At 64.9% G+C, this 24,200-nt stretch carries 22 protein-coding genes and 1 riboswitch; of the genes, 12 read left to right on the forward strand and 10 right to left on the reverse strand.

Annotated features, from left to right (window positions below; genetic code table 11):
- The first annotated feature begins 163 nt into the window (after window positions 1-163).
- The 3 genes from DMX06_RS03795 (at window position 164) to DMX06_RS03805 (ending at window position 3,355) form a co-directional block, all read left to right on the forward strand.
- Window positions 164-1,996 (forward strand): flavin monoamine oxidase family protein, encoded by a 1,833-nt coding sequence (locus DMX06_RS03795; protein WP_110734746.1) that lies wholly within the window; start codon window positions 164-166, stop codon window positions 1,994-1,996.
- Between the two features lie 194 nt (window positions 1,997-2,190).
- Window positions 2,191-2,742: a cytochrome b gene (locus DMX06_RS03800; protein ID WP_110734748.1), complete on the forward strand. Its 552-nt coding sequence runs from the start codon at window positions 2,191-2,193 to the stop codon at window positions 2,740-2,742.
- A gap of 34 nt (window positions 2,743-2,776) precedes the next feature.
- The gene (locus DMX06_RS03805) at window positions 2,777-3,355 is read left to right on the forward strand and encodes a YceI family protein (RefSeq protein ID WP_110734750.1); all 579 of its coding nucleotides are present in this window, start codon (window positions 2,777-2,779) and stop codon (window positions 3,353-3,355) included.
- 96 nt (window positions 3,356-3,451) lie between these two features.
- Here DMX06_RS03805 and DMX06_RS03810 read toward each other — a convergent pair whose 3' ends face one another.
- The 4 genes from DMX06_RS03810 to ahcY all read right to left on the reverse strand — a co-directional run bounded on the left by DMX06_RS03810 (window position 3,452) and on the right by ahcY (window position 8,868).
- The gene (locus DMX06_RS03810) at window positions 3,452-5,353 is read right to left on the reverse strand and encodes a DEAD/DEAH box helicase (RefSeq protein WP_110734752.1); all 1,902 of its coding nucleotides are present in this window, start codon (window positions 5,351-5,353) and stop codon (window positions 3,452-3,454) included.
- Between the two features lie 221 nt (window positions 5,354-5,574).
- Window positions 5,575-6,357, reverse strand: a complete 783-nt coding sequence (locus DMX06_RS03815; RefSeq protein ID WP_110734754.1) for a substrate-binding periplasmic protein — start codon at window positions 6,355-6,357, stop codon at window positions 5,575-5,577.
- A gap of 116 nt (window positions 6,358-6,473) precedes the next feature.
- Window positions 6,474-7,319 carry a methylenetetrahydrofolate reductase [NAD(P)H] gene (metF, locus tag DMX06_RS03820; RefSeq protein WP_110734757.1) on the reverse strand — a complete coding sequence of 282 codons (846 nt, stop codon included), beginning with the start codon at window positions 7,317-7,319 and terminating at the stop codon, window positions 6,474-6,476.
- Window positions 7,320-7,458: 139 nt separating this feature from the next.
- Window positions 7,459-8,868: an adenosylhomocysteinase gene (gene ahcY, locus DMX06_RS03825; RefSeq protein WP_028688336.1), complete on the reverse strand. Its 1,410-nt coding sequence runs from the start codon at window positions 8,866-8,868 to the stop codon at window positions 7,459-7,461.
- Between the two features lie 21 nt (window positions 8,869-8,889).
- A riboswitch (S-adenosyl-L-homocysteine riboswitch) is annotated at window positions 8,890-8,986 on the reverse strand.
- Window positions 8,987-9,165: 179 nt separating this feature from the next.
- Between ahcY and DMX06_RS03830 the strand changes: the two genes are divergently transcribed.
- Entirely contained in the window at window positions 9,166-9,567 is a 402-nt protein-coding gene (locus DMX06_RS03830; protein ID WP_050707228.1) for an acyl-CoA thioesterase, read from the forward strand.
- A gap of 114 nt (window positions 9,568-9,681) precedes the next feature.
- On the opposite strand, the gene DMX06_RS03835 is transcribed toward DMX06_RS03830, so the two are convergent.
- Complete coding sequence (locus tag DMX06_RS03835) at window positions 9,682-10,917, reverse strand: cation:proton antiporter (RefSeq protein WP_110734759.1); 1,236 nt, start codon at window positions 10,915-10,917, stop codon at window positions 9,682-9,684.
- 202 nt (window positions 10,918-11,119) lie between these two features.
- On the opposite strand from DMX06_RS03835, the gene DMX06_RS03840 reads away from it, so the two are divergent.
- Complete coding sequence (locus DMX06_RS03840) at window positions 11,120-11,953, forward strand: DMT family transporter (protein ID WP_110734761.1); 834 nt, start codon at window positions 11,120-11,122, stop codon at window positions 11,951-11,953.
- Window positions 11,954-11,984: 31 nt separating this feature from the next.
- Window positions 11,985-12,371 (forward strand): MAPEG family protein, encoded by a 387-nt coding sequence (locus tag DMX06_RS03845; RefSeq protein ID WP_110734763.1) that lies wholly within the window; start codon window positions 11,985-11,987, stop codon window positions 12,369-12,371.
- A 59-nt stretch (window positions 12,372-12,430) separates the two neighbouring features.
- On the opposite strand, the gene mltA is transcribed toward DMX06_RS03845, so the two are convergent.
- A complete protein-coding gene (gene mltA, locus DMX06_RS03850; RefSeq protein WP_110734765.1) occupies window positions 12,431-13,582 on the reverse strand; it encodes a murein transglycosylase A in 1,152 nt (383 codons plus the stop codon).
- A gap of 119 nt (window positions 13,583-13,701) precedes the next feature.
- On the opposite strand from mltA, the gene DMX06_RS03855 reads away from it, so the two are divergent.
- Window positions 13,702-14,148 carry a c-type cytochrome gene (locus DMX06_RS03855; protein ID WP_110734767.1) on the forward strand — a complete coding sequence of 149 codons (447 nt, stop codon included), beginning with the start codon at window positions 13,702-13,704 and terminating at the stop codon, window positions 14,146-14,148.
- Between the two features lie 30 nt (window positions 14,149-14,178).
- Here DMX06_RS03855 and DMX06_RS03860 read toward each other — a convergent pair whose 3' ends face one another.
- From DMX06_RS03860 to DMX06_RS03875, 4 genes are all read right to left on the reverse strand, one after another.
- The gene (locus tag DMX06_RS03860; RefSeq protein ID WP_110734769.1) at window positions 14,179-14,574 is read right to left on the reverse strand and encodes a DUF1090 domain-containing protein; all 396 of its coding nucleotides are present in this window, start codon (window positions 14,572-14,574) and stop codon (window positions 14,179-14,181) included.
- Between the two features lie 59 nt (window positions 14,575-14,633).
- Window positions 14,634-16,313 (reverse strand): NAD-dependent DNA ligase LigB, encoded by a 1,680-nt coding sequence (ligB, locus tag DMX06_RS03865; RefSeq protein WP_110734771.1) that lies wholly within the window; start codon window positions 16,311-16,313, stop codon window positions 14,634-14,636.
- Window positions 16,314-16,449: 136 nt separating this feature from the next.
- On the reverse strand, window positions 16,450-17,640 hold the full coding sequence (metK, locus tag DMX06_RS03870; RefSeq protein ID WP_110734773.1) for a methionine adenosyltransferase: 1,191 nt from the start codon (window positions 17,638-17,640) through the stop codon (window positions 16,450-16,452).
- 19 nt (window positions 17,641-17,659) lie between these two features.
- The gene (locus DMX06_RS03875; RefSeq protein WP_110734775.1) at window positions 17,660-18,652 is read right to left on the reverse strand and encodes an ArsR/SmtB family transcription factor; all 993 of its coding nucleotides are present in this window, start codon (window positions 18,650-18,652) and stop codon (window positions 17,660-17,662) included.
- Window positions 18,653-18,978: 326 nt separating this feature from the next.
- Between DMX06_RS03875 and tkt the strand changes: the two genes are divergently transcribed.
- From tkt to DMX06_RS03900, 5 genes are all read left to right on the forward strand, one after another.
- Window positions 18,979-20,976 (forward strand): transketolase, encoded by a 1,998-nt coding sequence (gene tkt / locus DMX06_RS03880; RefSeq protein WP_110734777.1) that lies wholly within the window; start codon window positions 18,979-18,981, stop codon window positions 20,974-20,976.
- A gap of 154 nt (window positions 20,977-21,130) precedes the next feature.
- Window positions 21,131-22,192, forward strand: a complete 1,062-nt coding sequence (gene epd, locus DMX06_RS03885) for an erythrose-4-phosphate dehydrogenase (protein ID WP_110734779.1) — start codon at window positions 21,131-21,133, stop codon at window positions 22,190-22,192.
- A gap of 12 nt (window positions 22,193-22,204) precedes the next feature.
- Complete coding sequence (locus DMX06_RS03890; RefSeq protein ID WP_110734781.1) at window positions 22,205-23,368, forward strand: phosphoglycerate kinase; 1,164 nt, start codon at window positions 22,205-22,207, stop codon at window positions 23,366-23,368.
- Between the two features lie 32 nt (window positions 23,369-23,400).
- Window positions 23,401-23,619: a hypothetical protein gene (locus DMX06_RS03895; RefSeq protein ID WP_110735172.1), complete on the forward strand. Its 219-nt coding sequence runs from the start codon at window positions 23,401-23,403 to the stop codon at window positions 23,617-23,619.
- Window positions 23,620-23,779: 160 nt separating this feature from the next.
- A complete protein-coding gene (locus DMX06_RS03900; RefSeq protein WP_110734782.1) occupies window positions 23,780-24,109 on the forward strand; it encodes an MliC family protein in 330 nt (109 codons plus the stop codon).
- The last annotated feature ends 91 nt before the right edge of the window (window positions 24,110-24,200 follow it).

Here is a 24,200-nt window from a genome sequence, read left to right on the forward strand (position 1 = left end):
CAAGCCCCTGCGACAAACGGCTACTGACAAAAATACCAGTTGCCAAAGGCACTTGATGTCACTGCGGTGGCAGGGTGGGCAGAGGTGACGTATTCTTAACGCATCTCTCCCGGGGCATTCTTCCCCGTCTCTTCTATCGCTTCTCTAACCGGAGTTCGCCATCATGGCTGCTGCTTGGGTGCGCCTGTGCGCGTTGGTATTGATCGGGGTGTCCAGCGGTGCCGCGCTGGCCAAGGACAAGACGGCGATCGTCGTCGGTGGTGGCCTGGCAGGCCTGACCGCAGCCTACGAGCTGCAGGCCAAGGGCTGGCAGGTCACCCTGCTGGAGGCCAAGTCGGGCATGGGCGGGCGTTCGGGGCTGGCCACCAGCGAGTGGATCGGCAACAGCACGACCCAGCCGGTGCTCAACCAGTATCTGGAGCGGTTCAAGGTCGGTACCCTGGCGGCGCCGGAGTTCGTGCGTACCCCGGGCTACCTGATCGACGGCGAGTACTTCAGCGCGACCGATCTGGTTGCCAAGCAACCGGCCACCGCCGAGGCCCTCAAGCGCTATGAGAAGACCCTCGACGACCTGGCCCGCTCCATCGAAGACCCGCTGAACCCGGCGGCCAACAGCACCCTGTTCGCCCTCGACCAGATGAACGTGTCCACCTGGCTGGACAAGCTGCAACTGCCGGCAACCGCCCGTCAGCTTGTCAACCAGCAGATCCGCACCCGCTATGACGAACCTTCGCGCCTGTCGCTGCTGTATTTCGCCCAACAGAGCCGTGTCTACCGCAACGTCAGCGACCGCGACCTGCGCGCCGCTCGCCTGCCGGGCGGCAGTCCGGTGCTGGCCCAGGCCTTCGTCAAGCAACTCAAGACCATCAAGACCAGCTCGCCGGTCACCGCCATCGTCCAGGACAAGGACGGGGTGACGGTCAAGGTCGGCGCCGTGGGCTACCAGGCCGATTACCTGGTCATGGCCGTGCCGCTGCGGGCCCTGGCCAAGATCCAGATGACCCCGGGCCTGGACAACCAGCACCTGGCCGCCTTGAAGGGTACCAACTACGGCTGGCGCGACCAGCTGATGCTCAAGTTCAAGAGCCCGGTATGGGAAAGCCGTGCGCGCATGTCCGGCGAGATTTTCTCCAACACCGGCCTGGGCATGCTGTGGATCGAGCCGGCGCTCAAGGGCGGCGCCAACGTGGTGATCAACCTGTCCGGCGACAACGCCCGCCTGCTGCAGGCCTTCGGTGACAAGCAGATGGTCGACCAGGTACTGATCCGTCTGCACGCCTTCTACCCGCAGGCCCGTGGCGCCTTCACCGGCTACGAAGTGCGCCGTTACAGCACCGATGCGGGCATGGGGGGCGCCTACCTGGCCTATGGGCCGGGCCAGATCAGCAAGTACTGGCGTCTGTGGGAGCGTCCGGTCCAGCGCATCGCCTTTGCCGGCGAGCATACCGACGCACTTTACCCGGGCACCCTGGAGGGCGCCCTGCGCAGCGGCCAGCGCGCCGCGGGCCAGGTCCAGGACCTGGCCGCGGGCAAGTCCTTCGACCCGGCCAAGGCCGCACCGGTTGCCGCCGCAGCCGCCGCCGGAGCGGCGGGCGCCGTGGCGGCGAAGGACAAGGGCGGGTTCTTCTCCAACCTGTTCGGTGGCGGTTCCGACAAGGCGCCGGCCAAGGCCGAGCCTGTGAAGGTCGAGGAGGCCAAGCAGGACAAGCCGGGCTTCTTCTCGCGCCTGTTCGGTGGTGCTGACAAGCCCGAGGCCAAGGCCGCGCCGATTGCCAAGGCCGAGGAGGTTGCTCCAGCACCTGCACCGGCCCCCGCGCCGGCACCTGTGGCCAAGGAGGAACCGGTGAAGCCGGCAGCCACCAAGCCCGCTCAAGCCAAGCCTGCGGCCAAGCAGGCACACAAGCCCGCTGCCAAGCCGGCGCCTGTGAAGAAGGCCACCGCCAAGTCGGACCCGGCCAAGAAGCCGGTGGTCAACAGCCAGGCCAAGGCCGGCTGATCTCGGTATAACCGCCATCGCGGGCCCCCGCGATGGCGTCGACACATCCAAACGACTATCGTTAATGTTTCCTTAATAGGAAGCTTGCAGACTAAATATCGGATTTTTAGATAAACCGAAGCAATTTTTTACGCTTTTATTCGATGCGTTACGCGCTAGTCTTGTGCACAGCTTTCACGGGGAAATACGCCAACATGCAACTGCGCAACTCATCTTCCCGCTATGGCCTGGTCAGCATCGTCCTGCACTGGGGTGTGGCGCTGGCGGTCTTCGGCCTGTTCGGCCTGGGCCTGTGGATGGTCGGCCTCGACTACTACAGCCCGTGGCGCAAGTCCGGGCCCGACCTGCACAAGAGCATCGGCCTGGTGTTGCTGGCCGCCATGCTGCTGCGCGTGCTCTGGCGCTTCATCAGCCCGCCACCGCCGGCGCCGGCCAACCATGGCAAGGTCACCCGCCTGGCCGCCACGCTGGGCCACCTGGCGCTGTACCTGGGCCTGTTCGCGGTGATGATCGCCGGCTACCTGATTTCCACCGCCGACGGTGTCGGCATTCCGGTGTTCGGCCTGTTCGAGGTCCCGGCACTGATCAGCGACCTGCCTGACCAGGCCGATACGGCCGGGGTGATTCACCTCTGGCTGGCCTGGGGCCTGGTGATTTTCGCGGTGCTGCATGCCCTGGCGGCACTCAAGCACCATTTCATCGACCGTGACGCGACCCTGACCCGCATGCTGGGCCGCAAAGCTTGACTCTCAACCTCAATTGCAAAGGAAGGAAGTAAGGATGTTGAAAAAGACTTTTGCCGCTCTGGCGCTCGGTACCGCCCTGATCTCCGCCGGCCAGGCCATGGCCGCCGAATACAAGATCGACAAGGAAGGCCAGCACGCGTTCGTTGACTGGAAAATCAGCCACCTGGGCTACAGCTTCATCCACGGCACCTTCAAGGACTTCGACGGCAACTTCACCTGGGACAGCGCCAAGCCCGAGGCCAGCAAGATCAGCGTCGACCTGAAGACCGCCAGCCTGTGGTCGAACCATGCCGAGCGTGACAAGCATATCGCCAGCAAAGACTTCCTCGATGTGAAGAAGTACCCGGATGCCAAGTTCGTCTCCACCAGCGTCAAGTCGACCGGTGAGAAGACCGCCGACGTCACCGGCGACCTGACCCTGCACGGCGTGACCAAGCCGGTCACCTTCAAGGCTGTGTTCAACGGCGAGGGCAAGGACCCGTGGGGTGGCGAGCGTGCCGGCTTCAACGCCAAGACCACGCTGAACCTGAACGACTTCGGGATCAAAGGCCCAGGCCCGACCTCCCAGACCCTGGACCTGGATATCAGCGTCGAAGGTGTGAAGGCGAAGTAATTCGCTACACCGGAAACAAAAACGCCGCCCACTGGGCGGCGTTTTTGTTTGGCCTTCATTCGGTCCTTATCGCGGGCTTGACCCGCGATTGCGCTCTCAGCCCTTGCGGGTCAGCAGCGCCGGACGCTCACCCCGTGGGCGGCTCGGCAGGTCGTCCAGTTGCTCGGGCGTCGGGTAACGGTCGAGCTTGGATTCCTTGCGAATGATCACCGGTGCGCTTTGCGATTCACGCGGGTTGCGCACGGCTGGTTCCTGGCGAGCCGATTCGTCACGGCGGTTACGGCCACCGTTGTTGTCGCGACGAGCGCCGCCATTGCTGCCACCACCGTTGCGCGGGCGTTTTTCACCCGAGCCCTGGCCTTGGCGCTGTTGGCCATTGCCACGGCCTTGACCTTGCGCCTGACCAGCGCCGCTGCGTTGACCTTGCCCTTGACCTTGTCCGCCATTGCCGCCCGGGCGACGGTTGCGCCCCTGGTTCTTGGCGTTCTGGTAAGGGCTGACGTAGTCGGCGCGGTTGCCGAAGTTATCCACATCGTCGTCCAGGAACTCTTCCGGGTCACGATCGGCGGGGGCCGACGGAATGGCCTTCTGGCCCTGTGCGGCCTGCTGCTGGCGTGGCTTCTTGTCACGCGGCTTGCGCTGCTGCTGACCTTGCTGCTGCTTCTCGCCGGCCTTTTCCTTGTCGGCCTGCTTCTCGCCCGCAGGCTTGTTGCGGCCTTTGTCCTTGCCCTTGTCCTTGCGCCCGCCACTGCCTTCCTTGCCGCCTTCGCCGCGAGGTTGCTGGTTGCGGCCACCGCGGCCAGTGTTCTGCTGGCGCTCGCGGACTTCCGGCTTCTCGGCCTCGACCTGGGAGGAGTCGAAGCCCATCAGGTCGCCATCCGGGATCTTCTGCTTGGTGACGCGCTCGATGCTCTTGAGCAGCTTCTCTTCGTCCGGGGCGACCATCGAGATGGCCTCGCCCGAGCGACCGGCACGGCCGGTGCGGCCGATGCGGTGAACGTAGTCTTCCTCGACGTTGGGCAGCTCGAAGTTGACCACGTGGGGCAGCTGGTCGATGTCCAGGCCACGGGCGGCGATGTCGGTGGCGACCAGCACGCGCACGGTGTTGGCCTTGAAGTCGGCCAGGGCCTTGGTGCGGGCGTTCTGGCTCTTGTTGCCGTGGATCGCCGCGGCAGTCAGGCCGTGCTTCTCGAGGTACTCGGCCAGACGGTTGGCGCCGTGCTTGGTGCGGGTGAACACCAGTACCTGTTCCCAGGCACCCAGGGTGATCAGGTGCGCCAGCAGGGCGCGCTTGTGGCTGGCCGGCAGGCGGTAGACGCGTTGCTCGATGCGCTCGACGGTGGTGTTCGGCGGCGTGACCTCGATGCGCTCGGGGTTGTGCAGCAGCTTGTCGGCGAGGTCGGTGATGTCCTTGGAGAAGGTCGCCGAGAACAGCAGGTTCTGGCGCTTGGCTGGCAGGCGTGCCAGCACTTTCTTGACGTCGTGGATGAAGCCCATGTCGAGCATGCGGTCGGCTTCGTCCAGCACCAGGATCTCGACACGCGAGAGGTCGACGCTGCCCTGGCCGGCCAGGTCGAGCAGGCGACCCGGGCAGGCGACCAGGACGTCGACGCCCTTGGCCATGGCCTGGACCTGCGGGTTCATGCCGACGCCGCCGAAGATGCAGGCACTGATGAAGTTCAGGTCGCGGGCATAGACCTTGAAGCTGTCATGCACCTGGGCGGCCAGCTCGCGGGTTGGCGTCAGCACCAGCACGCGTGGTTGGCGCGGGCCGTGGCGCTGTGATTTGTCGGGGTGGCCGCCCGGGAACAGGCGCTCGAGGATCGGGAGCGCGAAGCCGCCGGTTTTACCAGTACCTGTCTGGGCGGCGACCATCAGGTCGCGACCTTGCAACACGGCGGGAATGGCCCGCTGTTGCACCGGAGTGGGCTGGGTATAGCCCGCTGCCTCGATAGCGCGGACAAGAGCCTCGGAGAGACCGAGGGAAGCAAAGGACATGGGCAATCCTGTTCTCGTGGGGGCTGGGCCCGATGGGGTGTTCTGCCTGGCGCGACGGGCATCGGAAGGATGCGATCGCGTCCGGTCCAGCTGGGCGTTCACGGCGCATCCTGGAGCCTGCGGGCGGCGCGCAAGGTGCGCTGCTGCGGGTCGAGATGCCTGTTGCGAGGCCGAGCGTCCGGGCGTGAGCCTGGCGGGAAGGCCCGAGTATAACAGAGCAATCAGGGTGTGCTGCGTTCCTGCTGCTCAACGGCGAAAGGAAAATCCCGATTACCCAGATAGCGGGCGTTGATCGCCGCATAGGCAGGCTCCTGCTTGAAGCGTCGCAGTTCATCGCTGAACGCCTGTGCCAGCTGCTCGCGCCCTGGCTTGCGGGCCAGCCCCAGGTACTGCTGGCGGCGGCTGATCACCAGGGGCAGCGCCTCGACGGTCTGCTCCAGGCCCAGCTGGCGGCTGACGTAGCGGCCAACCCGGCGGTCGGTCACCAGCAGGTCGATACGCCCGAGCGCCAGCTTGCCGAAGTTGGCTTCGTGGCTGGGCGCCGGCTCCCGGCGGAACAGCGGCGATTCGGCGAAGCTGCCGTCATAGACATAGCCCGGCGAGGTGCCCACGGTCAGCCCGGCCAGGTCTTCGAGGCGCTCGACCGGGTGCGGGCGCGAGCGGACCTGGTAGAGGACGAACTCGACCTCTGACATGGGTTCGTCCGGGTAGACCAGGTAACCCTGGCGGGAGTCGACCCGGAAAATGTCCATCACCGCGTCTGCCAGCCCCTGCTCGACCATGGCCAGGCAGCGCCGCCAGGGCAGGAACTGCCATTGCACCTCGACACCCAGGCGCTTGAACACCTCGTTGGTGACCTCGTAGTCGATGCCTTTGGGCTGGCCGTTTTCCTGGTAGAGGTAGGGCGCCCAGTCGTCGCTGACGATACGCAGGCGTTCGGCATGGGCCAACGGGCTCAGGCCGGCGAGCAGCAACAGCAGGAGAGGGAGGATGAGCGTGCGCATGGCGGGAGAGTACGCTGCAAGCCCGGGCAAGGCCAGTGAACACCGGTCTCGGGGGCCTGCGGCACAAGCGCGAATGAACAAGGCTTTGATCTGCGCCAAAGCCCTGTTCACAACCATCAGCGTGGCAGCTTCAGGTTGTTCCAGATCGCCAGGCTCGGCTCGGCCTGGTTGAGCGTGTAGAAGTGCAGGCCCGGTGCGCCGCCTTGCAGCAATTGCTCGCACATGCGGGTGATCACTTCCTCGCCGAAGGCCTGGATGCTGGCGGTGTCGTCGGCATAGGCTTCCAGCTGCTTGCGGATCCAGCGCGGGATCTCGGCGCCGCAGGCATCGGAGAAGCGTGCCAGCTTGCTGTAGTTGGTGATCGGCATGATGCCGGGCACCACCGGGATGTCCACGCCCAGTTGCTGCGCACGCTCGACGAAGTAGAAGTAGCTGTCGGCGTTGAAGAAGTACTGGGTGATGGCGCTGTCGGCACCGGCCTTGACCTTGTGCACGAAGTTGGCGAGATCCGTCTCGAAGTTGCGCGCCTGGGGGTGCATCTCCGGGTAGGCGGCCACTTCCAGGTGGAAATGGTCACCGGTTTCCTGGCGGATGAATTCGACCAGGTCGCTGGCGTAGCGCAGCTCGCCGCTGGCCATGCCCATGCCCGACGGCAGGTCGCCACGCAGGGCGACGATGCGCCTGATGCCGGCGGCCTGGTACTCGGCGAGCAGGGCGCGCAGGTCGTCCTTGCTGTCACCCACGCAGGACAGGTGCGGGGCGGCCGGGACCTTCACTTCGTTTTCCAGCTGCAGCACGGTGTTCAGCGTGCGGTCGCGGGTCGAGCCACCGGCACCGTAGGTGCAGGAGAAGAAATCCGGGTTGTAGCTGGCCAGCTGGCGGGCGACACCCATCAGCTTCTCGTGGCCGGCGTCGGTCTTGGTGGGGAAGAACTCGAAACTGTAGCGGCGTTCTTGTGACATCTCTCGTTCCTTCGGCGGCGCGCCTGGGGCGGCTACCTGCAAATAAAAGCCAGGACGGTTGGGGCCGGCCTGGCTCGGACATCGGTTCGACGCGTTGCCAGCCAGCGCCAGGGCGATTGCCCGGCGCTGGCGCCGCTGCTTAGTAGCGGTAGGCGTCCGGCTTGAACGGACCTTCGACGGTCACACCGATGTACTCGGCCTGCTGCGGGGTCAGCTGGGTGACCACGCCGCCGAAGCCACGGACCATCTCCAGGGCCACTTCTTCGTCCAGCTTCTTCGGCAGCACTTCCACGGTCAGGCGCTCGGCCTTCTTGGCGGCTGGCAGTTCGGCGAACTTCTGCTCGAACAGGAAGATCTGCGCCAGGACCTGGTTGGCGAACGAGCCGTCCATGATGCGGCTTGGGTGGCCAGTGGCGTTGCCCAGGTTCACCAGGCGGCCTTCGGCCAGCAGGATCAGGTAGTCGTCGTTCTGCGGATCGAACACGCCAGCACCGGTGCGGTGGATCTTGTGCACCTGCGGCTTGACCTCTTCCCATGCCCAGTTCTTGCGCATGAAGGCGGTGTCGATCTCGTTGTCGAAGTGGCCGATGTTGCAGACCACGGCACGCTTCTTCAGGGCCTTGAGCATGTTGGCGTCGCAGACGTTGACGTTACCGGTGGTGGTGACGATCAGGTCGATGCGGCCCAGCAGGTCCTTGTTGATGCCGGCTTCGGTACCGGTGTTGATACCGTCCTTGAACGGCGAGACCACTTCGAAGCCGTCCATGCAGGCTTGCATGGCGCAGATCGGGTCGACTTCGGTGACCTTGACGATCATGCCTTCCTGGCGCAGGGACTGGGCCGAGCCCTTGCCCACGTCGCCGTAGCCGATCACCAGGGCCTGCTTGCCCGACAGCAGGTGGTCGGTGCCGCGCTTGATGGCGTCGTTCAGGCTGTGACGGCAACCGTACTTGTTGTCGTTCTTGCTCTTGGTGACCGAGTCGTTGACGTTGATCGCCGGGACTTTCAGCTCGCCCTTGGCCAGCATGTCGAGCAGGCGGTGCACGCCGGTGGTGGTTTCTTCGGTCACGCCGTGGATCTTGTCCAGCATGGCCGGGTATTTCTTGTGCAGGATTTCGGTCAGGTCACCACCGTCGTCCAGGACCATGTTGGCGTCCCATGGCTGACCGTCTTTCAGGATGGTCTGCTCGATGCACCACTCGTATTCCTGCTCGGTTTCACCTTTCCAGGCGAACACAGGGATGCCGGCGGCGGCGATGGCGGCGGCGGCCTGGTCCTGGGTGGAGAAGATGTTGCACGACGACCAGCGCACTTCGGCGCCCAGGGCGACCAGGGTCTCGATCAGCACGGCGGTCTGGATGGTCATGTGGATGCAGCCGATGATCTTCGCGCCCTTGAGCGGTTGCTCGGCTTGGTACTTGCGGCGCAGGCCCATCAGTGCGGGCATTTCCGATTCGGCGATGATGACTTCCTTGCGGCCCCAGTCGGCCAGGGAGATGTCGGCGACCTTGAAGTCGGAAAAACCAGCAGGCGTGTTTACAGCGCTCATTGAGAGCCTCCATTCGTAGTGTGCGAATGGGCGCCGTTGTGCGTTGAGCGTCCGCTTGCGCGGACAACGCCCCAACCGAGCCTGACAGGCCGAGCCTGCTGCAGCGCCCCTCGGTCGGGTGGCGGGATGGCCACCACTGCGGGGGACCATGTGAAACGGCAAGGATTATAGCCGCGGGCGTGTGACACACCCAAGACTTTCTGTCGATTTATCGAGACGATAGTCGATGTTCAATGGAGCGTGACCAAGCGGTCTGCCATCATGACTGCACGTTAGCCAAGCCGGTCAGGAGTAAAGATGAACTTTCACACCCGCAAATGGGTAAAACCCGAAGACCTCAACCCCAACGGCACCCTGTTCGGCGGCAGCCTGCTGCGCTGGATCGACGAGGAGGCGGCGATCTACGCCATCGTCCAGCTGGGCAACCAGCGCGTGGTGACCAAGTACATTTCCGAGATCAACTTCGTCAGCGCCTCGCGCCAGGGCGACATCATCGAGCTGGGCATCACCGCCACCGAGTTCGGCCGCACCTCGATCACCCTCAAGTGCGAAGTGCGCAACAAGATCACCCGCAAGGCGATCCTGACCGTCGACAAGATGGTCTTCGTCAACCTGGGCGAGGATGGCCAGCCGGCGCCGCATGGGCGTACCGAGATCAAGTACATCCAGGATCAGTTCCCGGACAGCGCCGTGGAGTGAGACCGGCGTTCGGCTCTTCGCGGGTAAACCCGCTCCCACAGGTCCTTCGGCGCCCTTGAAGGTTCTGCCATCCTGTGGGAGCGGGTTTACCCGCGAAGCAGCCAGCTCGATGCATCAGGCTTGTTGGCTTACGCCTTTGACCACCTTGCCGACCGTCAGACCCTGCACCAGGATCGACGACAGCACCACGATGTAGGTGATCGACAGCAGCAGGTCGCGCTCATCGCCCTGTGGCAGCGACAGCGCCAGGGCCACCGACACGCCACCGCGCAGGCCACCCCAGGTCAGCACGCGGATGGTGCCTTGCGGCACGGTCCGCCAGCGGCGCAGCAATACGATGGCCGGGGCCACGGTCAGCAGGCGCGAGGCCAGCACCGCCACCGCCAGCACGCCACCGGCCGCCAGGTGCAGCCAGTTGAACGGCAGCAGCAACAGCTCCAGGCCGATCAGGGCGAACAGCAAGGCGTTGAGCATGTCGTCGATCAGTTCCCAGAAACCGTCCATGTAGCGACGGGTCATGTCGTTCATCGCCAGGTTGCGCCCAAGGTTGCCGATGATCAGACCGGCCACCACCATGGCAATCGGCGCCGAGACGTGCAGCTCATAGCACATGGCCGAGCCGCCGATCACCAGCGCCAGGGTCAGCATGACCTCGACCTGGTACTGCTCGACGCTCTTGATCATGCGATAGGTGGCATAGCCGATCAGGCCACCGAAGACGATTCCACCGATGGCTTCGCGCGCGAACAGGATGGCGGTATCGGCGACGCTCGGGGTCTCACCCAGCTGGATGATGCCCAGCAGCACGGTGAATACCACCACTGCGGTGCCGTCGTTGAACAGCGATTCGCCGACGATGGTGGTCTTCAGCGGTTTCGAGGCGTTGGCGGTACGCAGCGCGCCGAGCACGGCGATCGGGTCGGTCGGCGAAATCAGCGCGCCGAACAACAGGCAGTAGATCAGCGGCACGTTCCAGCCGAACAGGGCGAATACCCAGTGCGCCAGGTAGCCGATCACCACGGTGGCGATCAGCACCCCGATCGTGGCCAGGAGGCCGATCGGCCAGCGATAGCTGCGCAGGTCGGCGAGGTTGACGTGCAGGGCGCCGGCGAACAGCAGGAACGACAGCATCCAGTGCATCAGCAGGTCGTTGAAGTCGATCTGGTTCATCAGGCCTTCGACGCGCTCTTCCAGGCCAGGGAAGCCGATCAGGCTCAGGCCTTGCAGCATCAGGGAGAACAGCAGTGCGGTGACCATCACGCCGATGGCCGGCGGCAGGCCGATGAAGCGGTAGTTCACATAGGTGAGGAGGGTGGTGAGGCAGATAAACGCGGCAACTAATTCAAGCATCCCGAATCCTGTAACAGTGGCTTCCAAGTCGTTTCCCGAGTGACTCGGGCAGTTCTTGGATGATCTGGCGACGGGCTCGGGACACACCTATGACCGGATTTATCGAAATCGTTCCCGCTCCCCTTGCAGGCGCCGGCTTGCCGGCGAACCAGCCGGCACGCTATATAGTGGTGGCCTCTAACGGCCCCAAGGATCCGAAGGCGTGTTGGCAACCTCCCTGGTACTGGTCGCGGCCCTGCTGCACGCCACCTGGAATACCCTGATCAAATTCAGCGCCGAGCGCCTGCTGGTGATCGCCAGCATGGACCTGGTCGCGCTGGTCTTCGCGGTCCTGGCCGTGGCCTTCGTCGACTTTCCACCGGCCAGCATCTGGCCCTGGCTGCTGGCTTCGGCGCTCGCCGAACAGCTTTATCGCTACCTGTTGATAAAAGCCTACAAAGTGGGCGACCTGGGCTTGGTCTATCCGCTGATGCGGGGCCTGTCGCCACTGGTGGTGCTGGGGCTGACCCTGGCCTTTGCCGGCGAGTCGCTCAGCCAGCAACAGGTCATCGGCATCTTGTTGATCCCGTGCGGTATGGCGTGTCTGCTGTGGCAAGGTGGTGGCGGGGATCGCTTGCCCTGGTCGATGCTGCCGGTGGTGGCGCTGATCGGCCTGTGCATCGGCTGTTACACCTGGTTCGACGGCCAGGCTGTGCGCCTGTGGGGCAAGCCCTTGGACTACCTGGTATGGCTGACCCTGCTCAGCGCCTGGCCGTTCCCGCTGCTGGCCGGTGTGGCCCGGCGGGCGCCGTTCGTGCTGTTCTGGCGAACCCAATGGAAGCTGGGCCTGGCGGTCGGTTTATGCGTGCTGTTCAGCTACGCCCTGGTGCTGTGGGCCATGCATCTTGGCTCGGTGGCCGAGGCGGCGGCGCTGCGCGAGCTGAGCGTGATCCTCGTGGTGCTGCTGGGCATGCGCTACCTCAAAGAACCTTTTGGCGGGCCGAGACTCCTAGCTTGCGGGCTGGTCCTGGCCGGCATGCTGGTAATGAAGCTGTGAATCGATCCCCTGTGAACAAGGAGTCCTGTAGATGACCGTTGCCCTGTGGTGCATTCTCGTCGCGCTGGTCCTGCCGCCGCTGTGCGCATTGATCGCCAAGCTCAGCAGCGGGTATTTTGGCCTGCGCGCCAATCACGACCCGCGTGCGTTCCTGGACAAGCTCGAAGGGCTGCCCCGGCGGGCCCATGCTGCCCAGTTGAACGGCTACGAGGCATTTCCCGCGTTTGCCGCGGCGGTTCTGGTGGCCGACATCGTCGGCAATGCCGAGCAGGTGACCCAGGATGTGCTGGGGGTGGTGTACATCACCAGCCGGCTGCTTTACATCATTTGCTACCTGGCGGACTGGGCCGTGCTGCGTTCGCTGGTGTGGTTCGTCGGGATGGCGCTGATCGTGGCGTTCTTCGTGGTATCCATCTGAACCTGTTGCGGGGCAAGTCCGCTCCGCGGTGGGAGCGGGCTTGCCCGCAACAGCGGCTGTCAGGGCACTTTCGGCACTTCGGGCAAAGGCTGCCCCTTGGGCCATAGCATCCAGATCTGTCCCTGCTGTTTCATGTTCCCCGCCAGCTCGCCAGCCTCGGGCCCGGTGCCCCAGAACAGGTCCGCGCGCACTTCGCCGGTGATGGCGCCGCCGGTGTCCTGGGCGCCGACCGGACGCACCACCGGGCTGCCGTCCGGGCGGGTGGTGGATAGCCAGAGCAGGCTACCCAGGGGGATCACCTTGCGGTCGATCGCCACGCTGTAGCCCGCGGTCAGCGGTACGTTGAGCGAGCCGCGCGGCCCCTCGTTGCTGTCCGGGCGGGTGCTGAAGAACACGTAGCTCGGGTTGCTGGCCAGCAGCTCGGGCACGCGCTGCGGGTTGGCCTGGGCCCAGGCGTGGATGCTGCCCATGGTCACCTCTTCCTTCGGCAACTGTCCTTGCTCCACCAGCCAGCGGCCGATCGGGCGGTATGGGTGGCCGTTCTGGTCGGCATAGCCCAGGCGCAACTGGCGACCGTTCTCCAATTGGATACGGCCCGAGCCTTGTATCTGCAGGAACTGCAGGTCCATCGGGTCGGTCAGCCAGGCCAGTACCGGCGCCCTGGCGCCGTCGCGGTTGATCACCTCGGCGGTGTCGTAGGGCTTGAGCACCCGCCCGTCGAGGCGCCCGCGCAGGCGCTTGCCCTTGAGCTCGGGGTACACGCTGGCCAGGTCGACCACGATCATGTCCTCAGGTACGCCATACACCGGGACGGACGCGCTGTCGGAACGGGCCAGGCTGCCGGGGTAGACCGGCTCGTAGTAGCCGGTGATCAGGCCGTTGGCGCTGTTCTGCGCCGAACGCAGGCCATAGACCTGCAGATTCTGTTCGAGGAAAGTGCGCACCTGGGTGGCATTGGCCGTTGCCGAGCCCGCCGCCTCGCAGGTGGCGGCCCATACCGGGTCGCGCCTGAGCTTCTCGCAGCCGTTGCGCCAGGCGTAGAAGCCGGCCAGCAGGTCATCGTCGCTGACCTGGGGCAGATCCTTGAAGGTGGCAGGCACATAGGTGGCGATGGCATGGGGTTCGGGTTTGGCGCTCTCACCGCCGTTGCAGCCGGCCAGAAGCGCCAGGGCAGGCGGTACCCAGGCGAGATGGCGCAATGCAGATTTCATGTCTTCGATCCTGTAAGGGGTGAAGCATGAAGATTCACCCATGTTTTCTGTGTGGCTATTGGTCTTTGCCTGCGGGGCGGCGATACTGGCCGCCCGTTTTCCTGGCCGAAGAGACCGTGATGTTCAAGCGATTGACCGTAGTACTGCTCGCCGCCCTTGCCCTGAGTGCCTGTGACGGCGTTGATCCCAACTCGCCACTGGGCCAGCGCAAGGCGATCTTCAAGCAGATGCTCAAGACCAGCGAAGACATGGGGGGCATGCTGCGTGGGCGCCTGCCCTTCGACGGGGTCAAGTTCGCCGACGGCGCGGTGAAGCTGGACACCCTGGCCCACGCGCCGTGGCAGCACTTCCCGCAGCTGCGTGACGCGGGCGACAGTAGCGCGCGGGCCGAGGTCTGGGAGCGCCAGGCGCGGTTCCATGACTTGGCCCGGCAACTGGAGGGCGTCACCGGCGAGCTGGTCGCGGTGACCCGTACCCAGCCACTGGATGCGGCGCGGGTGAAGGCGCCGATGGACAAGGTCGAGGCGGCGTGCAAGGCCTGTCATAGCGAGTTTCGCAATCACTGAGCCGAGGGGCTCTTGTGGGAGGCTATCCGGTCAGCGTTCGAGCTCGTCCACGGCCTCCTGCAACTCCTTCTTCGCCTCGGCCAGCTTGTCCTTGCGCTTGTTGATCTTCTCCGCGTCGCCCTTCTTCATGGCCTTGTCCAGGTCCTTGGTGCGCTGGTTCACTTCGTGGCGGGCGTCGAGCACCTTCTGCTCGCGCTCCTTGCGCAGGCCGGCATCGGTGCAGTGTTCAGTGACTTCGCTCAAGGCTTTTTCCAGGCCCGCCTGCTGATCGCTGTTGCCATGGGCGCGGGCTTGTTCGATCTGTTCGCTGATGGCCTGGCGCTTGGCCGCGCAGCCGGTCAGGACCGGCTGCTCTTCAGCGGCCAGCAGCGGGCTGGCGGCGAAGCCGAGCAGGGTGGACAGGGCGAGGGACGAAAGCAGTTTCATCGAGGGCTCCATTCGGGGCTGGGCAGCAGAAAGCGAAATGCTGCCCTGATCCGCGCAAATTAGAAACCCTCGATTGCATGGGTGCGCAGGTTTCGGACAAGTTCCTGGACCTGCTCGTGGGCGAAAAAGGCTTGCAGTTGCTCGGCCCGACCCAGCCCGACGCCAGGTTCGGCAAGCCATTGCTCGATGTTTCTGGACGCCAGTGTGTGCCAGTCGGGGCCCAGTTGCAGGCTGGATGGCGCGGGTACGCCGAGGCCCCGCAGCCAACGCTGGAAAGGCTGTCGGCGTGCCTGGGCGAAAGCCATTTGCAATTGCCTGGCCCGTGCCTGGGCGATCCCGGGTACCTCGAGCAGTTGGTCCTGGCCGAGGCTCAGCCAATCGGTCAACTGCACGATATGGCCATTTTCGACAAGGCGTTTCCAGGTTTCGGCCCCCAGACCTGGCAGGTCGAGGCCCTGCTTGCCGCCCAGCCAGGTCAGGCGGGCAAGGAACTGCTGCTGGCATCCCTCGCTGGCCTGCCAGCAGCTGAAGGCGTGGTAGTTCGCCGGATCTGGAGCCTGCACGATGGTGCGCCGAGCGGCACGATGCACCACGCTTTCCAGGCGTGGGATGGTCAGGCCGGCCAGGCTGACCGCTATCTGGTCACCAGGGCGGATATCCAGGTACTTCCAGCGCGCGAGTGAGCCAAGGCTGAGCTGTCGGATCTGGCGGTCGTCCAGGGTCACCGGCTGCAACAGCAGCAAGGGTGTGATGCGCCCGGTACGGCCGATTCGGAATTGCACATCCCTTACCTGTGCCAGCGCCTGGGCGAATGGGTATTTCCAGGCGGCGATCCAGTACGGCGCCTGGGCCCGCCAGCGCGGCGCCGCCGGGCGGCTGTCCTGGCGAAGGATCACGCCGTCGCTGGCGAAGGGCAGGGGCGAGCGGTACCAGTGCTGGCGCCAGCGCGCTGCTTCGGCAATGCCTTTGATGGCTACGCTGAGGCGCTGGCTGTCGGTGAAACCCAGTGCTGCCAGGCGTGCCAGGCGCTCGGCCTGGTTAGCCGGGCCGTGCGGCCAGTCCCAGACAAAAAGGCCGATGCCTGCCCCTTGTTCCTCGGTCATCCGCTTGCGTGCCAGCAGCCCGGCGACGGAGCTGCGGGCGTTGGCGCTGCCTGCTTCTGCTTGCACGTGGTGGTCCAGGCGCCAGTACAGCTCACCCTGGAACACACTGTCCAAAGGTTGGGAAAGTTGCCGCACGATACCGCTCAGCGCCGGGATGTGCCGGCTCCAGTCGTGCCCTAGTGTGCCGTCGCCACGGCTGAGCAGGCCTGTCAGTTGGCCCTGGCGGTAGATCAGTGACACCGCGACGCCGTCGACCTTCGGCTGCATCCAGATGTCGCGTTTGCCCAGCAGCCAGCGGGCTACGGCCTGCTCGTCGGCAAGCTTGTCGACACCGGTGTGGGGGATCGGATGGGGGATAGTGCCGCGGGCGCTCGCCAGCGGAGCGTCGTCGTGGGAAAGACCAAAGCAGGCTTGAAGCTCCAGCAGGTGCTGGCGGCTTTGATCGTAGAGTTCGTCGGCCACCAGGGCGATACCCTGGCGATGGTACTGGTCGTCCCAGTGGGCGAGGGTGGCGCGCAGCCGGGCGACCTCGGCCTCGGCCTGCGCCGAGTCCCAGGCCGGGCACACACCCGCCAGGACAACGGGGTGGTGCAACAGCAGCGCTATGACTATCAGCAGTAATGACATGGCCGGCATCCTTGCAAGGCGGGAAGGAGTTCTCAGCCTAGGCGGGTGACGGCGTGGGCGACGGTGGGCATTTGTCAGCCCATATGTCACAAAAAAGCCCCTGCCGATCATTCGGCAGGGGCTTTCCGGTACTGCTGTAGGAGGCTTACAGGCCAGCGGCGTCGCGCAGGGCGGCGGCGCGGTCGGTGCGCTCCCAGGTGAAGGTGGTGAAGGTGTCGTCGCCGACGGTCTTCTGCTGCGGCGTACGGCCGAAGTGACCGTAGGCGGCGGTTTCCTGGTACATCGGGTGCAGCAGGTCGAGCATGGTGGTGATGGCGTACGGACGCAGGTCGAAGCACTCGCGCACCAGCTGCACGATCTTCTCGTCCGAAACCTTGCCGGTACCGAAGGTGTTGATCGAGATGGAGGTCGGCTGGGCCACGCCGATGGCGTAGGACACCTGGATCTCGCAGCGCTCGGCCAGGCCCGCGGCAACGATGTTCTTGGCCACGTAGCGGCCGGCGTAGGCGGCGGAACGGTCGACCTTGGACGGGTCCTTGCCGGAGAACGCGCCACCGCCGTGGCGGGCCATGCCGCCGTAGCTGTCGACGATGATCTTGCGGCCGGTCAGGCCGCAGTCGCCCACCGGGCCACCGATGATGAAGTTGCCGGTCGGGTTGATGTGGTACTGGGTGTCCTTGTGCAGCAGCTCGGCCGGCAGGGTGTGCTTGACGATCAGCTCCATCACCGCTTCCTGCAGGTCTTTCTGCGAAACCTCAGGGTTGTGCTGGGTCGACAGCACCACGGCATCGATACCGACTACCTTGCCGTTTTCGTAGCGGCAGGTGACCTGCGACTTGGCGTCCGGGCGCAGCCATGGCAGCAGCTTGGACTTGCGCGCTTCGGCCTGGCGCTCGACCAGACGGTGCGAGAAGCAGATCGGCGCCGGCATCAGCACGTCGGTCTCGTTGCTGGCGTAGCCGAACATCAGGCCCTGATCGCCGGCACCCTGGTCTTCAGGGCGCGAGCGATCGACACCCTGGGCGATATCCACCGACTGCTTGCCGATGATGTTCATCACGGCGCAGGTGGCACCGTCGAAGCCGACGTCGGAGCTGTTGTAGCCGATGTCGATGATCACTTTACGCACCAGCTCTTCCAGGTCGACCCAGGCCGAGGTGGTGACTTCACCGGCGATGATGGCGACACCAGTCTTGACCAGGGTCTCGCAGGCCACGCGGGCGTACTTGTCCTGGGCGATGATGGCGTCCAGCACCGCGTCGGAGATCTGGTCGGCGATCTTGTCCGGATGCCCTTCGGACACGGACTCGGAAGTGAAAAGGGAGTATTCGCTCATCTCGATGGGTTCCTGAAATTTACCGATGTTGTATGTCGCCAGTGGTCCGCTGGAAGTGCCGGACCTGGATCTGGAAACCGTTACGCAAGCCCACGTAAAGGCTGTCCCCGGGGGCCAGCCCTGCCGCGTTGGCCCAACGGGCCAGGTCGTCCTGCTCGAAGCCAAGCCACAGGTCGCCGCAGGCTTCGCGCGCCCACCCCTGGTCATGGCTGCACAGCTCGGTGACCAGCAGGCTGCCGCCCGCCTTCACCCGTCTGGCCAGCAGGCGCAGGGCCTGGGCCGGATCGCTGAAATGGTGCAGGACCATGTTCAGCACAACGCAGTCGGCTTCCACATCCGTTGCACCCAGTGCATCGGCCAACTGCAGGTTTACGTTATTCAACTCATGGCGCTCGCAGACCTGGCGGGCCAGCTCGAGCATGGTCGGGCTGTTGTCCATGGCCGTGACCTGTTCGAAGCGCCTGGCCAGGTCGGGCAGGAAACCGCCGTCGCCGGGGCCGACCTCCAGGGCGCTGGCGCCCGCGTCGAAGCTCAGCTTGTCGAGCAGCGCCAGCAGGCTTTCGCGGTATTGCGGCAGGCCGGCGATCAGGTCCTGCTGGGCGCGGAACTTCTCTTCCACGCGCAGGAAGAAATCCTGGCTGGTGGCGGCGCGACGCTGCTGGACCTGGGCGATGCGAGCCTGCACTGCTTGAGGCAGGGCGAGGTCGTCGACCTCCTCGAGCAGCGCCAAATGCAGACGGCCGCCCAGGCGCTGGCTGTCGGGCAGGGCGCGGCGGTAGAAGATCGCGTTGCCTTCGCGGCGGGTCGCCACCAGCTCGGCCTGGGCCAGCACCTTCAGGTGATGGCTCATGCCCGACTGACCGATGTCGAAGATCTGCGCCAGTTCCAGCACGCCGAACGAATCATTGGCCAATGCGCGCAGCACGTTCAGGCGCAGGGGGTCGCCGCCGGCCTTGCACAGGGCGGCCAGCTCGTCGCTGCGTTGTGGGGTGATGGGCGCATTGAGGTTCATGGGGCCGGAGTCTAGACAGGCATCGTTACCCTAGCAAGACCAATATCAAAAAGTTTTGATATTGGCTGACCGATGGCCTAGTGGGGCTGATCGTGGGAGCGGGCTTGCCCCGCGATGGCGCTAGTCCTGGTACTTCCTGCGTCCAATCTGACGCAATCGCGGGGCAAGCCCGCTCCCACGACCCCGCTTTTTTACTCTTTTCCCAACCAATCACAGGAAAAAAGCCCGACTGCGACCATACGTCATTGCCCCCGGCCCCCCCTGTGGGCGAAAATGGCCGCCTTTTTTCGCTTCACCACCTATTTCAAGCCCCAGGAGACTCAGCGATGCCCAGCCGTCGTGAACGTGCCAACGCCATTCGTGCCCTCAGCATGGATGCCGTGCAAAAGGCCAACAGCGGCCACCCAGGTGCCCCCATGGGTATGGCGGATATCGCCGAAGTGCTTTGGCGCGACTACCTGAAGCACAACCCGAGCAACCCCAGCTTCGCCGACCGCGACCGCTTCGTGCTGTCCAACGGCCATGGCTCGATGCTGATTTATTCGCTGCTGCACCTGACCGGCTACGACGTCACCATCGACGACCTCAAGGCCTTCCGCCAGCTGCACAGCCGCACCCCGGGCCACCCGGAGTACGGTTATACCCCAGGCGTCGAGACCACCACCGGCCCGCTGGGCCAAGGCCTGGCCAACGCCGTAGGCTTCGCCCTGGCGGAAAAAGTGCTGGGTGCCCAGTTCAACCGTGAAGGCCACAACATCGTCGACCACAACACCTACGTGTTCCTGGGCGACGGCTGCATGATGGAAGGCATCTCCCACGAAGTCGCCTCGCTGGCCGGCACCCTGGGCCTGAACAAGCTGGTCGCTTTCTACGACGACAACGGCATCTCCATCGACGGTGAAGTGCACGGCTGGTTCACCGACAACACCCCGGCGCGCTTCGAAGCCTACAACTGGCTGGTGATCCGCAACGTCAACGGCCACGACGCTGACGAGATCAAGACCGCCATCGAGACCGCGCGCAAGAGCGACCGTCCGACCCTGATCTGCTGCAAGACCATCATCGGCTTCGGCTCGCCGAACAAGCAGGGCAAGGAAGATTGCCACGGCGCACCGCTGGGCAACGACGAAATCGCCTTGGCCCGCAAGGAACTGAACTGGAACCACGGCCCGTTCGAAATCCCGGCCGACATCAAGGCCGAGTGGGATGCCAAGGAAGCTGGCGCCAAGGTCGAAGCCGAGTGGAACCAGCGCTTCGACGCCTACGCCAAGGCCTACCCTGAGCTGGCCGCCGAGTTCAAGCGCCGCGCCGCAGGCGACCTGCCGGCCGACTTCTCCGAGAAGGCCCAGGCCTACATCAACGAAGTTGCTGCAAAGGGCGAGACCATCGCCAGCCGTAAGGCCAGCCAGAACACCCTGAACGCTTTCGGTCCGCTGCTGCCCGAGTTCCTTGGCGGCTCCGCCGACCTCGCCGGCTCCAACCTGACCCTGTGGAAAGGCTGCAAGGGCGTCGAAGCTAACGATGCCAGCGGCAACTACGTGTTCTACGGCGTGCGCGAGTTCGGCATGACCGCCATCATGAACGGCGTCGCCCTGCACGGCGGCCTGGTGCCTTACGGCGCCACCTTCCTGATGTTCATGGAATACGCCCGCAACGCCGTGCGCATGTCGGCGCTGATGAAGCAGCGCGTGATCCACGTCTACACTCATGACTCCATCGGCCTGGGCGAAGACGGTCCGACCCACCAGCCAATCGAGCAGCTGACCAGCCTGCGCAGCACGCCGAACCTGGACACCTGGCGTCCTGCCGATGCGGTGGAATCCGCTGTGTCCTGGAAAGCCGCCCTGGAGCGCAAGGACGGCCCGTCGGCGCTGATCTTCTCGCGCCAGAACCTGCAGCACCAGACCCGCGACGCCCAGCAGATCGCCGATATCGCCCGTGGCGGTTATGTGCTCAAGGACTGCGCCGGCGAGCCTGAGCTGATCCTGATCGCCACCGGCTCCGAAGTGGGCCTGGCCGTTCAAGCCTTCGACAAGCTGACCGCAGACGGCCGCAAGGTCCGCGTCGTGTCGATGCCGAGCACCAGCGTGTTCGACGCCCAGGACGCAGCCTACAAGCAGTCGGTACTGCCGCTGGAAGTTGGCGCGCGTATCGCCATCGAAGCCGCTCACGCCGACTTCTGGTACAAGTACGTCGGCCTCGAAGGCCGCGTGATCGGCATGACCACCTACGGCGAGTCGGCCCCGGCCAGCGCGCTGTTCGAGGAGTTCGGCTTCACCCTGGACAACATCCTGGGCACCGCCGAAGAGCTGCTGGAAGACTGATTCAGACTGTGCGAGGCGAGGGCGTTGCCCTCGTTTCGCGACACAAGGCCGCTCCTACAAGGTATGGCGTACACCGTACCCTGTAGGAGCGGCCTTGCGTCGCGATGGGCCGCAAAGCGGCCCCAAAAGCCATCATGCGTTAGCGAGCCATCGAATGCCCCACCCGCGTCCCTACAAAGTTGCACTCAACGGTTATGGCCGCATCGGCCGCTGTGTCCTGCGCGCACTGTTCGAGCGGGGGGCGAAGGCCGGTTTCGAGATCGTCGCGCTGAACGACCTGGCCGACCAGGCCAGCCTGGAATACCTGACCCGCTTCGACTCCACCCACGGGCGTTTCCCCGGCGAGGTGAAGGTCGACGGCGACTGCCTGCATATCAATGGCGACTGCGTGAAAGTGCTGCGCAGCGCCACCCCGGAAGGCATCGACTGGGCCGCCCTGGACATCGACCTGGTGCTGGAATGCTCCGGTGCCTACCACACCCGTGCCGACGGCCAGCGCTTCCTCGACGCCGGCGCGCCGCGGGTGCTGTTTTCCCAGCCCATGGCCAGCGAGGCGGACATCGATGCCACGGTGGTCTACGGCGTCAACCAGGATTGCCTGACCGGCAGCGAACTGCTGGTCTCCAACGCCTCCTGCACCACCAACTGCGGCGTGCCGCTGTTGCGCGTGCTGGACCAGGCCTTCGGCATCGAGTACGTGCAGATCACCACCATCCACTCGGCGATGAACGACCAGCCGGTGATCGACGCCTACCACCACGAAGACCTGCGCCGCACCCGTTCGGCGTTCCAGTCGGTGATTCCGGTTTCCACGGGCCTGGCCCGGGGTATCGAACGCCTGCTGCCGGAACTTGCCGGGCGAATCCAGGCCAAAGCGGTACGCGTGCCGACCGTAAACGTCTCGTGCCTGGACATCACCCTGCAGACTTCCCGCGATACCACTACCGAGGAAGTCAACCGGGTGTTGCGCGAGGCCGCCCTGGACGGCCCGCTGAAAGGCTTGCTGGCCTACACCGAGCTGCCCCACGCCAGTTGTGATTTCAACCATGACCCGCATTCGGCCATCGTCGATGCCAGCCAGACCCGTGTCTCAGGCCCCCGCCTGGTGAACCTGCTGGCCTGGTTCGACAACGAATGGGGTTTTGCCAACCGTATGCTCGACGTTGCCGAACACTATCTGCACGTCGTACACCCAACCCGCAGCAAACAGCCCTGAAGGACTGCATTCATGACCGTGTTGAAGATGACCGACCTCGACCTGCAAGGTAAGCGCGTACTGATCCGCGAAGACCTCAACGTCCCAGTGAAGGACGGTGTGGTAACCAGCGACGCGCGTATCCTGGCAGCGCTGCCGACCATCAAGCTGGCCCTGGAGAAGGGTGCGGCGGTAATGGTCTGCTCCCACCTGGGCCGCCCGACCGAAGGCGAGTTCTCTGCCGAGAACAGCCTCAAGCCGGTTGCCGACTACCTGGGCAAGGCCCTGGGCCGCGACGTGCCACTGGTCGCCGACTACCTCGACGGCGTTCAGGTGCAGGCCGGTGATCTGGTGCTGTTCGAAAACGTGCGCTTCAACAAGGGCGAGAAGAAGAACGCCGACGAGCTGGCGCAGCAATACGCCGCCCTGTGCGACGTATTCGTGATGGATGCCTTCGGCACCGCCCACCGCGCCGAAGGTTCCACCCATGGCGTCGCCAAGTTCGCCAAGGTTGCCGCCGCAGGCCCGCTTCTGGCTGCCGAGCTGGACGCCCTGGGCAAGGCCCTGAAAGCCCCGGCCACACCGATGGCCGCCATCGTCGCCGGTTCCAAGGTGTCGACCAAGCTGGACGTGCTGAACAGCCTGAGCGCGGTCTGCGACCAACTGATCGTCGGTGGCGGCATCGCCAACACCTTCCTCGCCGCCGCCGGTCACCCGGTGGGCAAGTCGCTGTACGAGCCTGACCTGGTCGAGACCGCCAAGGCCATCGCCGCCAAGGTCAGCGTACCGCTGCCGGTGGACGTGGTGGTCGCCAAGGAGTTCGCCGAAAGCGCCGAAGCCACCGTCAAGGCGATCGCCGACGTGGCCGCCGACGACATGATCCTGGACATCGGTCCAAAGACCGCCGAGCAGTTCGCCGAGTTGCTGAAGACCTCGAAGACTATCCTGTGGAACGGTCCGGTCGGTGTGTTCGAGTTCGACCAGTTTGGCAACGGCACCAAGGTCCTGGCCAAGGCCATCGCCGACAGCGCCGCGTTCTCCATCGCCGGTGGCGGTGACACCCTGGCGGCCATCGACAAGTATGGCGTGGGTGCCGATATCTCCTACATTTCTACCGGTGGCGGCGCGTTCCTCGAGTTCGTCGAAGGCAAGGTCCTGCCTGCCGTGGCAATCCTGGAAGAGCGGGCCAAGGCCTGAGCGTGAAGGCGCCTGGCAAAGGGAGCGACCTGATGGTCAAGCAATTGCCTGTGATGATCGTGGCCTTGTTGTTGGGCGCCTGCGCCGGCAACAAGGGCAGCGAAGCCGATCCGGCGCAGCCGCCCAAGGGCGGTTGCTACCAGTCCCAGTGGCAGGCGGAGACGGCACCGGTGATCAACAAGCGCCTGGGGCCGGACGGCCTGGAAAAGTACGACGACGAACACCAGCGCAAGGCTCCGGGCTGCCCTTGATCGGGTGGCTGGCAACCACGCCTGGGTTTTGTGGTCTTGGAAGAGGGGCTGCTGCGCAGCCCTTCGCGGGTAAACCCGCTCCCACAGGGAATGCACTGACCTTGTGGGAGCGGGTTTACCCGCGAAGGGCCGCGCAGCGGACCCATGACGAGGTTTTAGGATGAAAGCGCTTCTGGCCGCATTGGCCCTGGCGACCCTGGCAGGCTGCTCGCTGTTGCAGCCTGCCAAACCCGCCCCGGCGGATAACTGGACCCGCTGGGTCTGCGACAGCCAGGCCGAAGTGCTGTGGCGATTCGCCGACGCGCAGCAGGACGCAGTCGATGTCCGCCTTGGCGGCGGCGACCAGGTCCATCGGCTCAAGGCCGAGCCGGGTGCCTCCGGCGCGCTGTACAGCGATGGCATGCTGGCCTTCCACACCAAAGGTGAAGAAGGCCTGGTGTACTGGGTGGCGACCAACGATCTGATTGGGCGGGGCTGCAAGGCACCGTGACTGGCCGGGCCACGTAGATGGCCCACACTACTTGAACAGCAACCGCCCCTGCGGCAGGCTTGCATGAAACAAACGACGCTTGTCGGGAGAG

This window comes from Pseudomonas mosselii (assembly GCF_003205295.1).
GTDB classification, from domain to species: Bacteria; Pseudomonadota; Gammaproteobacteria; order Pseudomonadales; family Pseudomonadaceae; genus Aquipseudomonas; species Aquipseudomonas mosselii_B.

What these genes read in the sequence shown, in the direction of transcription:
- mltA (WP_110734765.1), bottom strand. Translation starts at nt 13,582, where the DNA reads ATGAAATCTGCATTGCGCCATCTCGCCTGGGTACCGCCTGCCCTGGCG.
- DMX06_RS03875 (WP_110734775.1), bottom strand. Translation starts at nt 18,652, where the DNA reads ATGAACCTCAATGCGCCCATCACCCCACAACGCAGCGACGAGCTGGCC.
- DMX06_RS03890 (WP_110734781.1), top strand. Translation starts at nt 22,205, where the DNA reads ATGACCGTGTTGAAGATGACCGACCTCGACCTGCAAGGTAAGCGCGTA.
- DMX06_RS03795 (WP_110734746.1), top strand. Translation starts at nt 164, where the DNA reads ATGGCTGCTGCTTGGGTGCGCCTGTGCGCGTTGGTATTGATCGGGGTG.
- DMX06_RS03860 (WP_110734769.1), bottom strand. Translation starts at nt 14,574, where the DNA reads ATGAAACTGCTTTCGTCCCTCGCCCTGTCCACCCTGCTCGGCTTCGCC.
- DMX06_RS03855 (WP_110734767.1), top strand. Translation starts at nt 13,702, where the DNA reads ATGTTCAAGCGATTGACCGTAGTACTGCTCGCCGCCCTTGCCCTGAGT.
- DMX06_RS03845 (WP_110734763.1), top strand. Translation starts at nt 11,985, where the DNA reads ATGACCGTTGCCCTGTGGTGCATTCTCGTCGCGCTGGTCCTGCCGCCG.
- ahcY (WP_028688336.1), bottom strand. Translation starts at nt 8,868, where the DNA reads ATGAGCGCTGTAAACACGCCTGCTGGTTTTTCCGACTTCAAGGTCGCC.
- DMX06_RS03895 (WP_110735172.1), top strand. Translation starts at nt 23,401, where the DNA reads ATGGTCAAGCAATTGCCTGTGATGATCGTGGCCTTGTTGTTGGGCGCC.
- ligB (WP_110734771.1), bottom strand. Translation starts at nt 16,313, where the DNA reads ATGCCGGCCATGTCATTACTGCTGATAGTCATAGCGCTGCTGTTGCAC.
- DMX06_RS03830 (WP_050707228.1), top strand. Translation starts at nt 9,166, where the DNA reads ATGAACTTTCACACCCGCAAATGGGTAAAACCCGAAGACCTCAACCCC.
- DMX06_RS03805 (WP_110734750.1), top strand. Translation starts at nt 2,777, where the DNA reads ATGTTGAAAAAGACTTTTGCCGCTCTGGCGCTCGGTACCGCCCTGATC.
- metF (WP_110734757.1), bottom strand. Translation starts at nt 7,319, where the DNA reads ATGTCACAAGAACGCCGCTACAGTTTCGAGTTCTTCCCCACCAAGACC.
- epd (WP_110734779.1), top strand. Translation starts at nt 21,131, where the DNA reads ATGCCCCACCCGCGTCCCTACAAAGTTGCACTCAACGGTTATGGCCGC.
- DMX06_RS03835 (WP_110734759.1), bottom strand. Translation starts at nt 10,917, where the DNA reads ATGCTTGAATTAGTTGCCGCGTTTATCTGCCTCACCACCCTCCTCACC.
- metK (WP_110734773.1), bottom strand. Translation starts at nt 17,640, where the DNA reads ATGAGCGAATACTCCCTTTTCACTTCCGAGTCCGTGTCCGAAGGGCAT.
- DMX06_RS03810 (WP_110734752.1), bottom strand. Translation starts at nt 5,353, where the DNA reads ATGTCCTTTGCTTCCCTCGGTCTCTCCGAGGCTCTTGTCCGCGCTATC.
- DMX06_RS03800 (WP_110734748.1), top strand. Translation starts at nt 2,191, where the DNA reads ATGCAACTGCGCAACTCATCTTCCCGCTATGGCCTGGTCAGCATCGTC.
- DMX06_RS03815 (WP_110734754.1), bottom strand. Translation starts at nt 6,357, where the DNA reads ATGCGCACGCTCATCCTCCCTCTCCTGCTGTTGCTGCTCGCCGGCCTG.
- DMX06_RS03900 (WP_110734782.1), top strand. Translation starts at nt 23,780, where the DNA reads ATGAAAGCGCTTCTGGCCGCATTGGCCCTGGCGACCCTGGCAGGCTGC.
- tkt (WP_110734777.1), top strand. Translation starts at nt 18,979, where the DNA reads ATGCCCAGCCGTCGTGAACGTGCCAACGCCATTCGTGCCCTCAGCATG.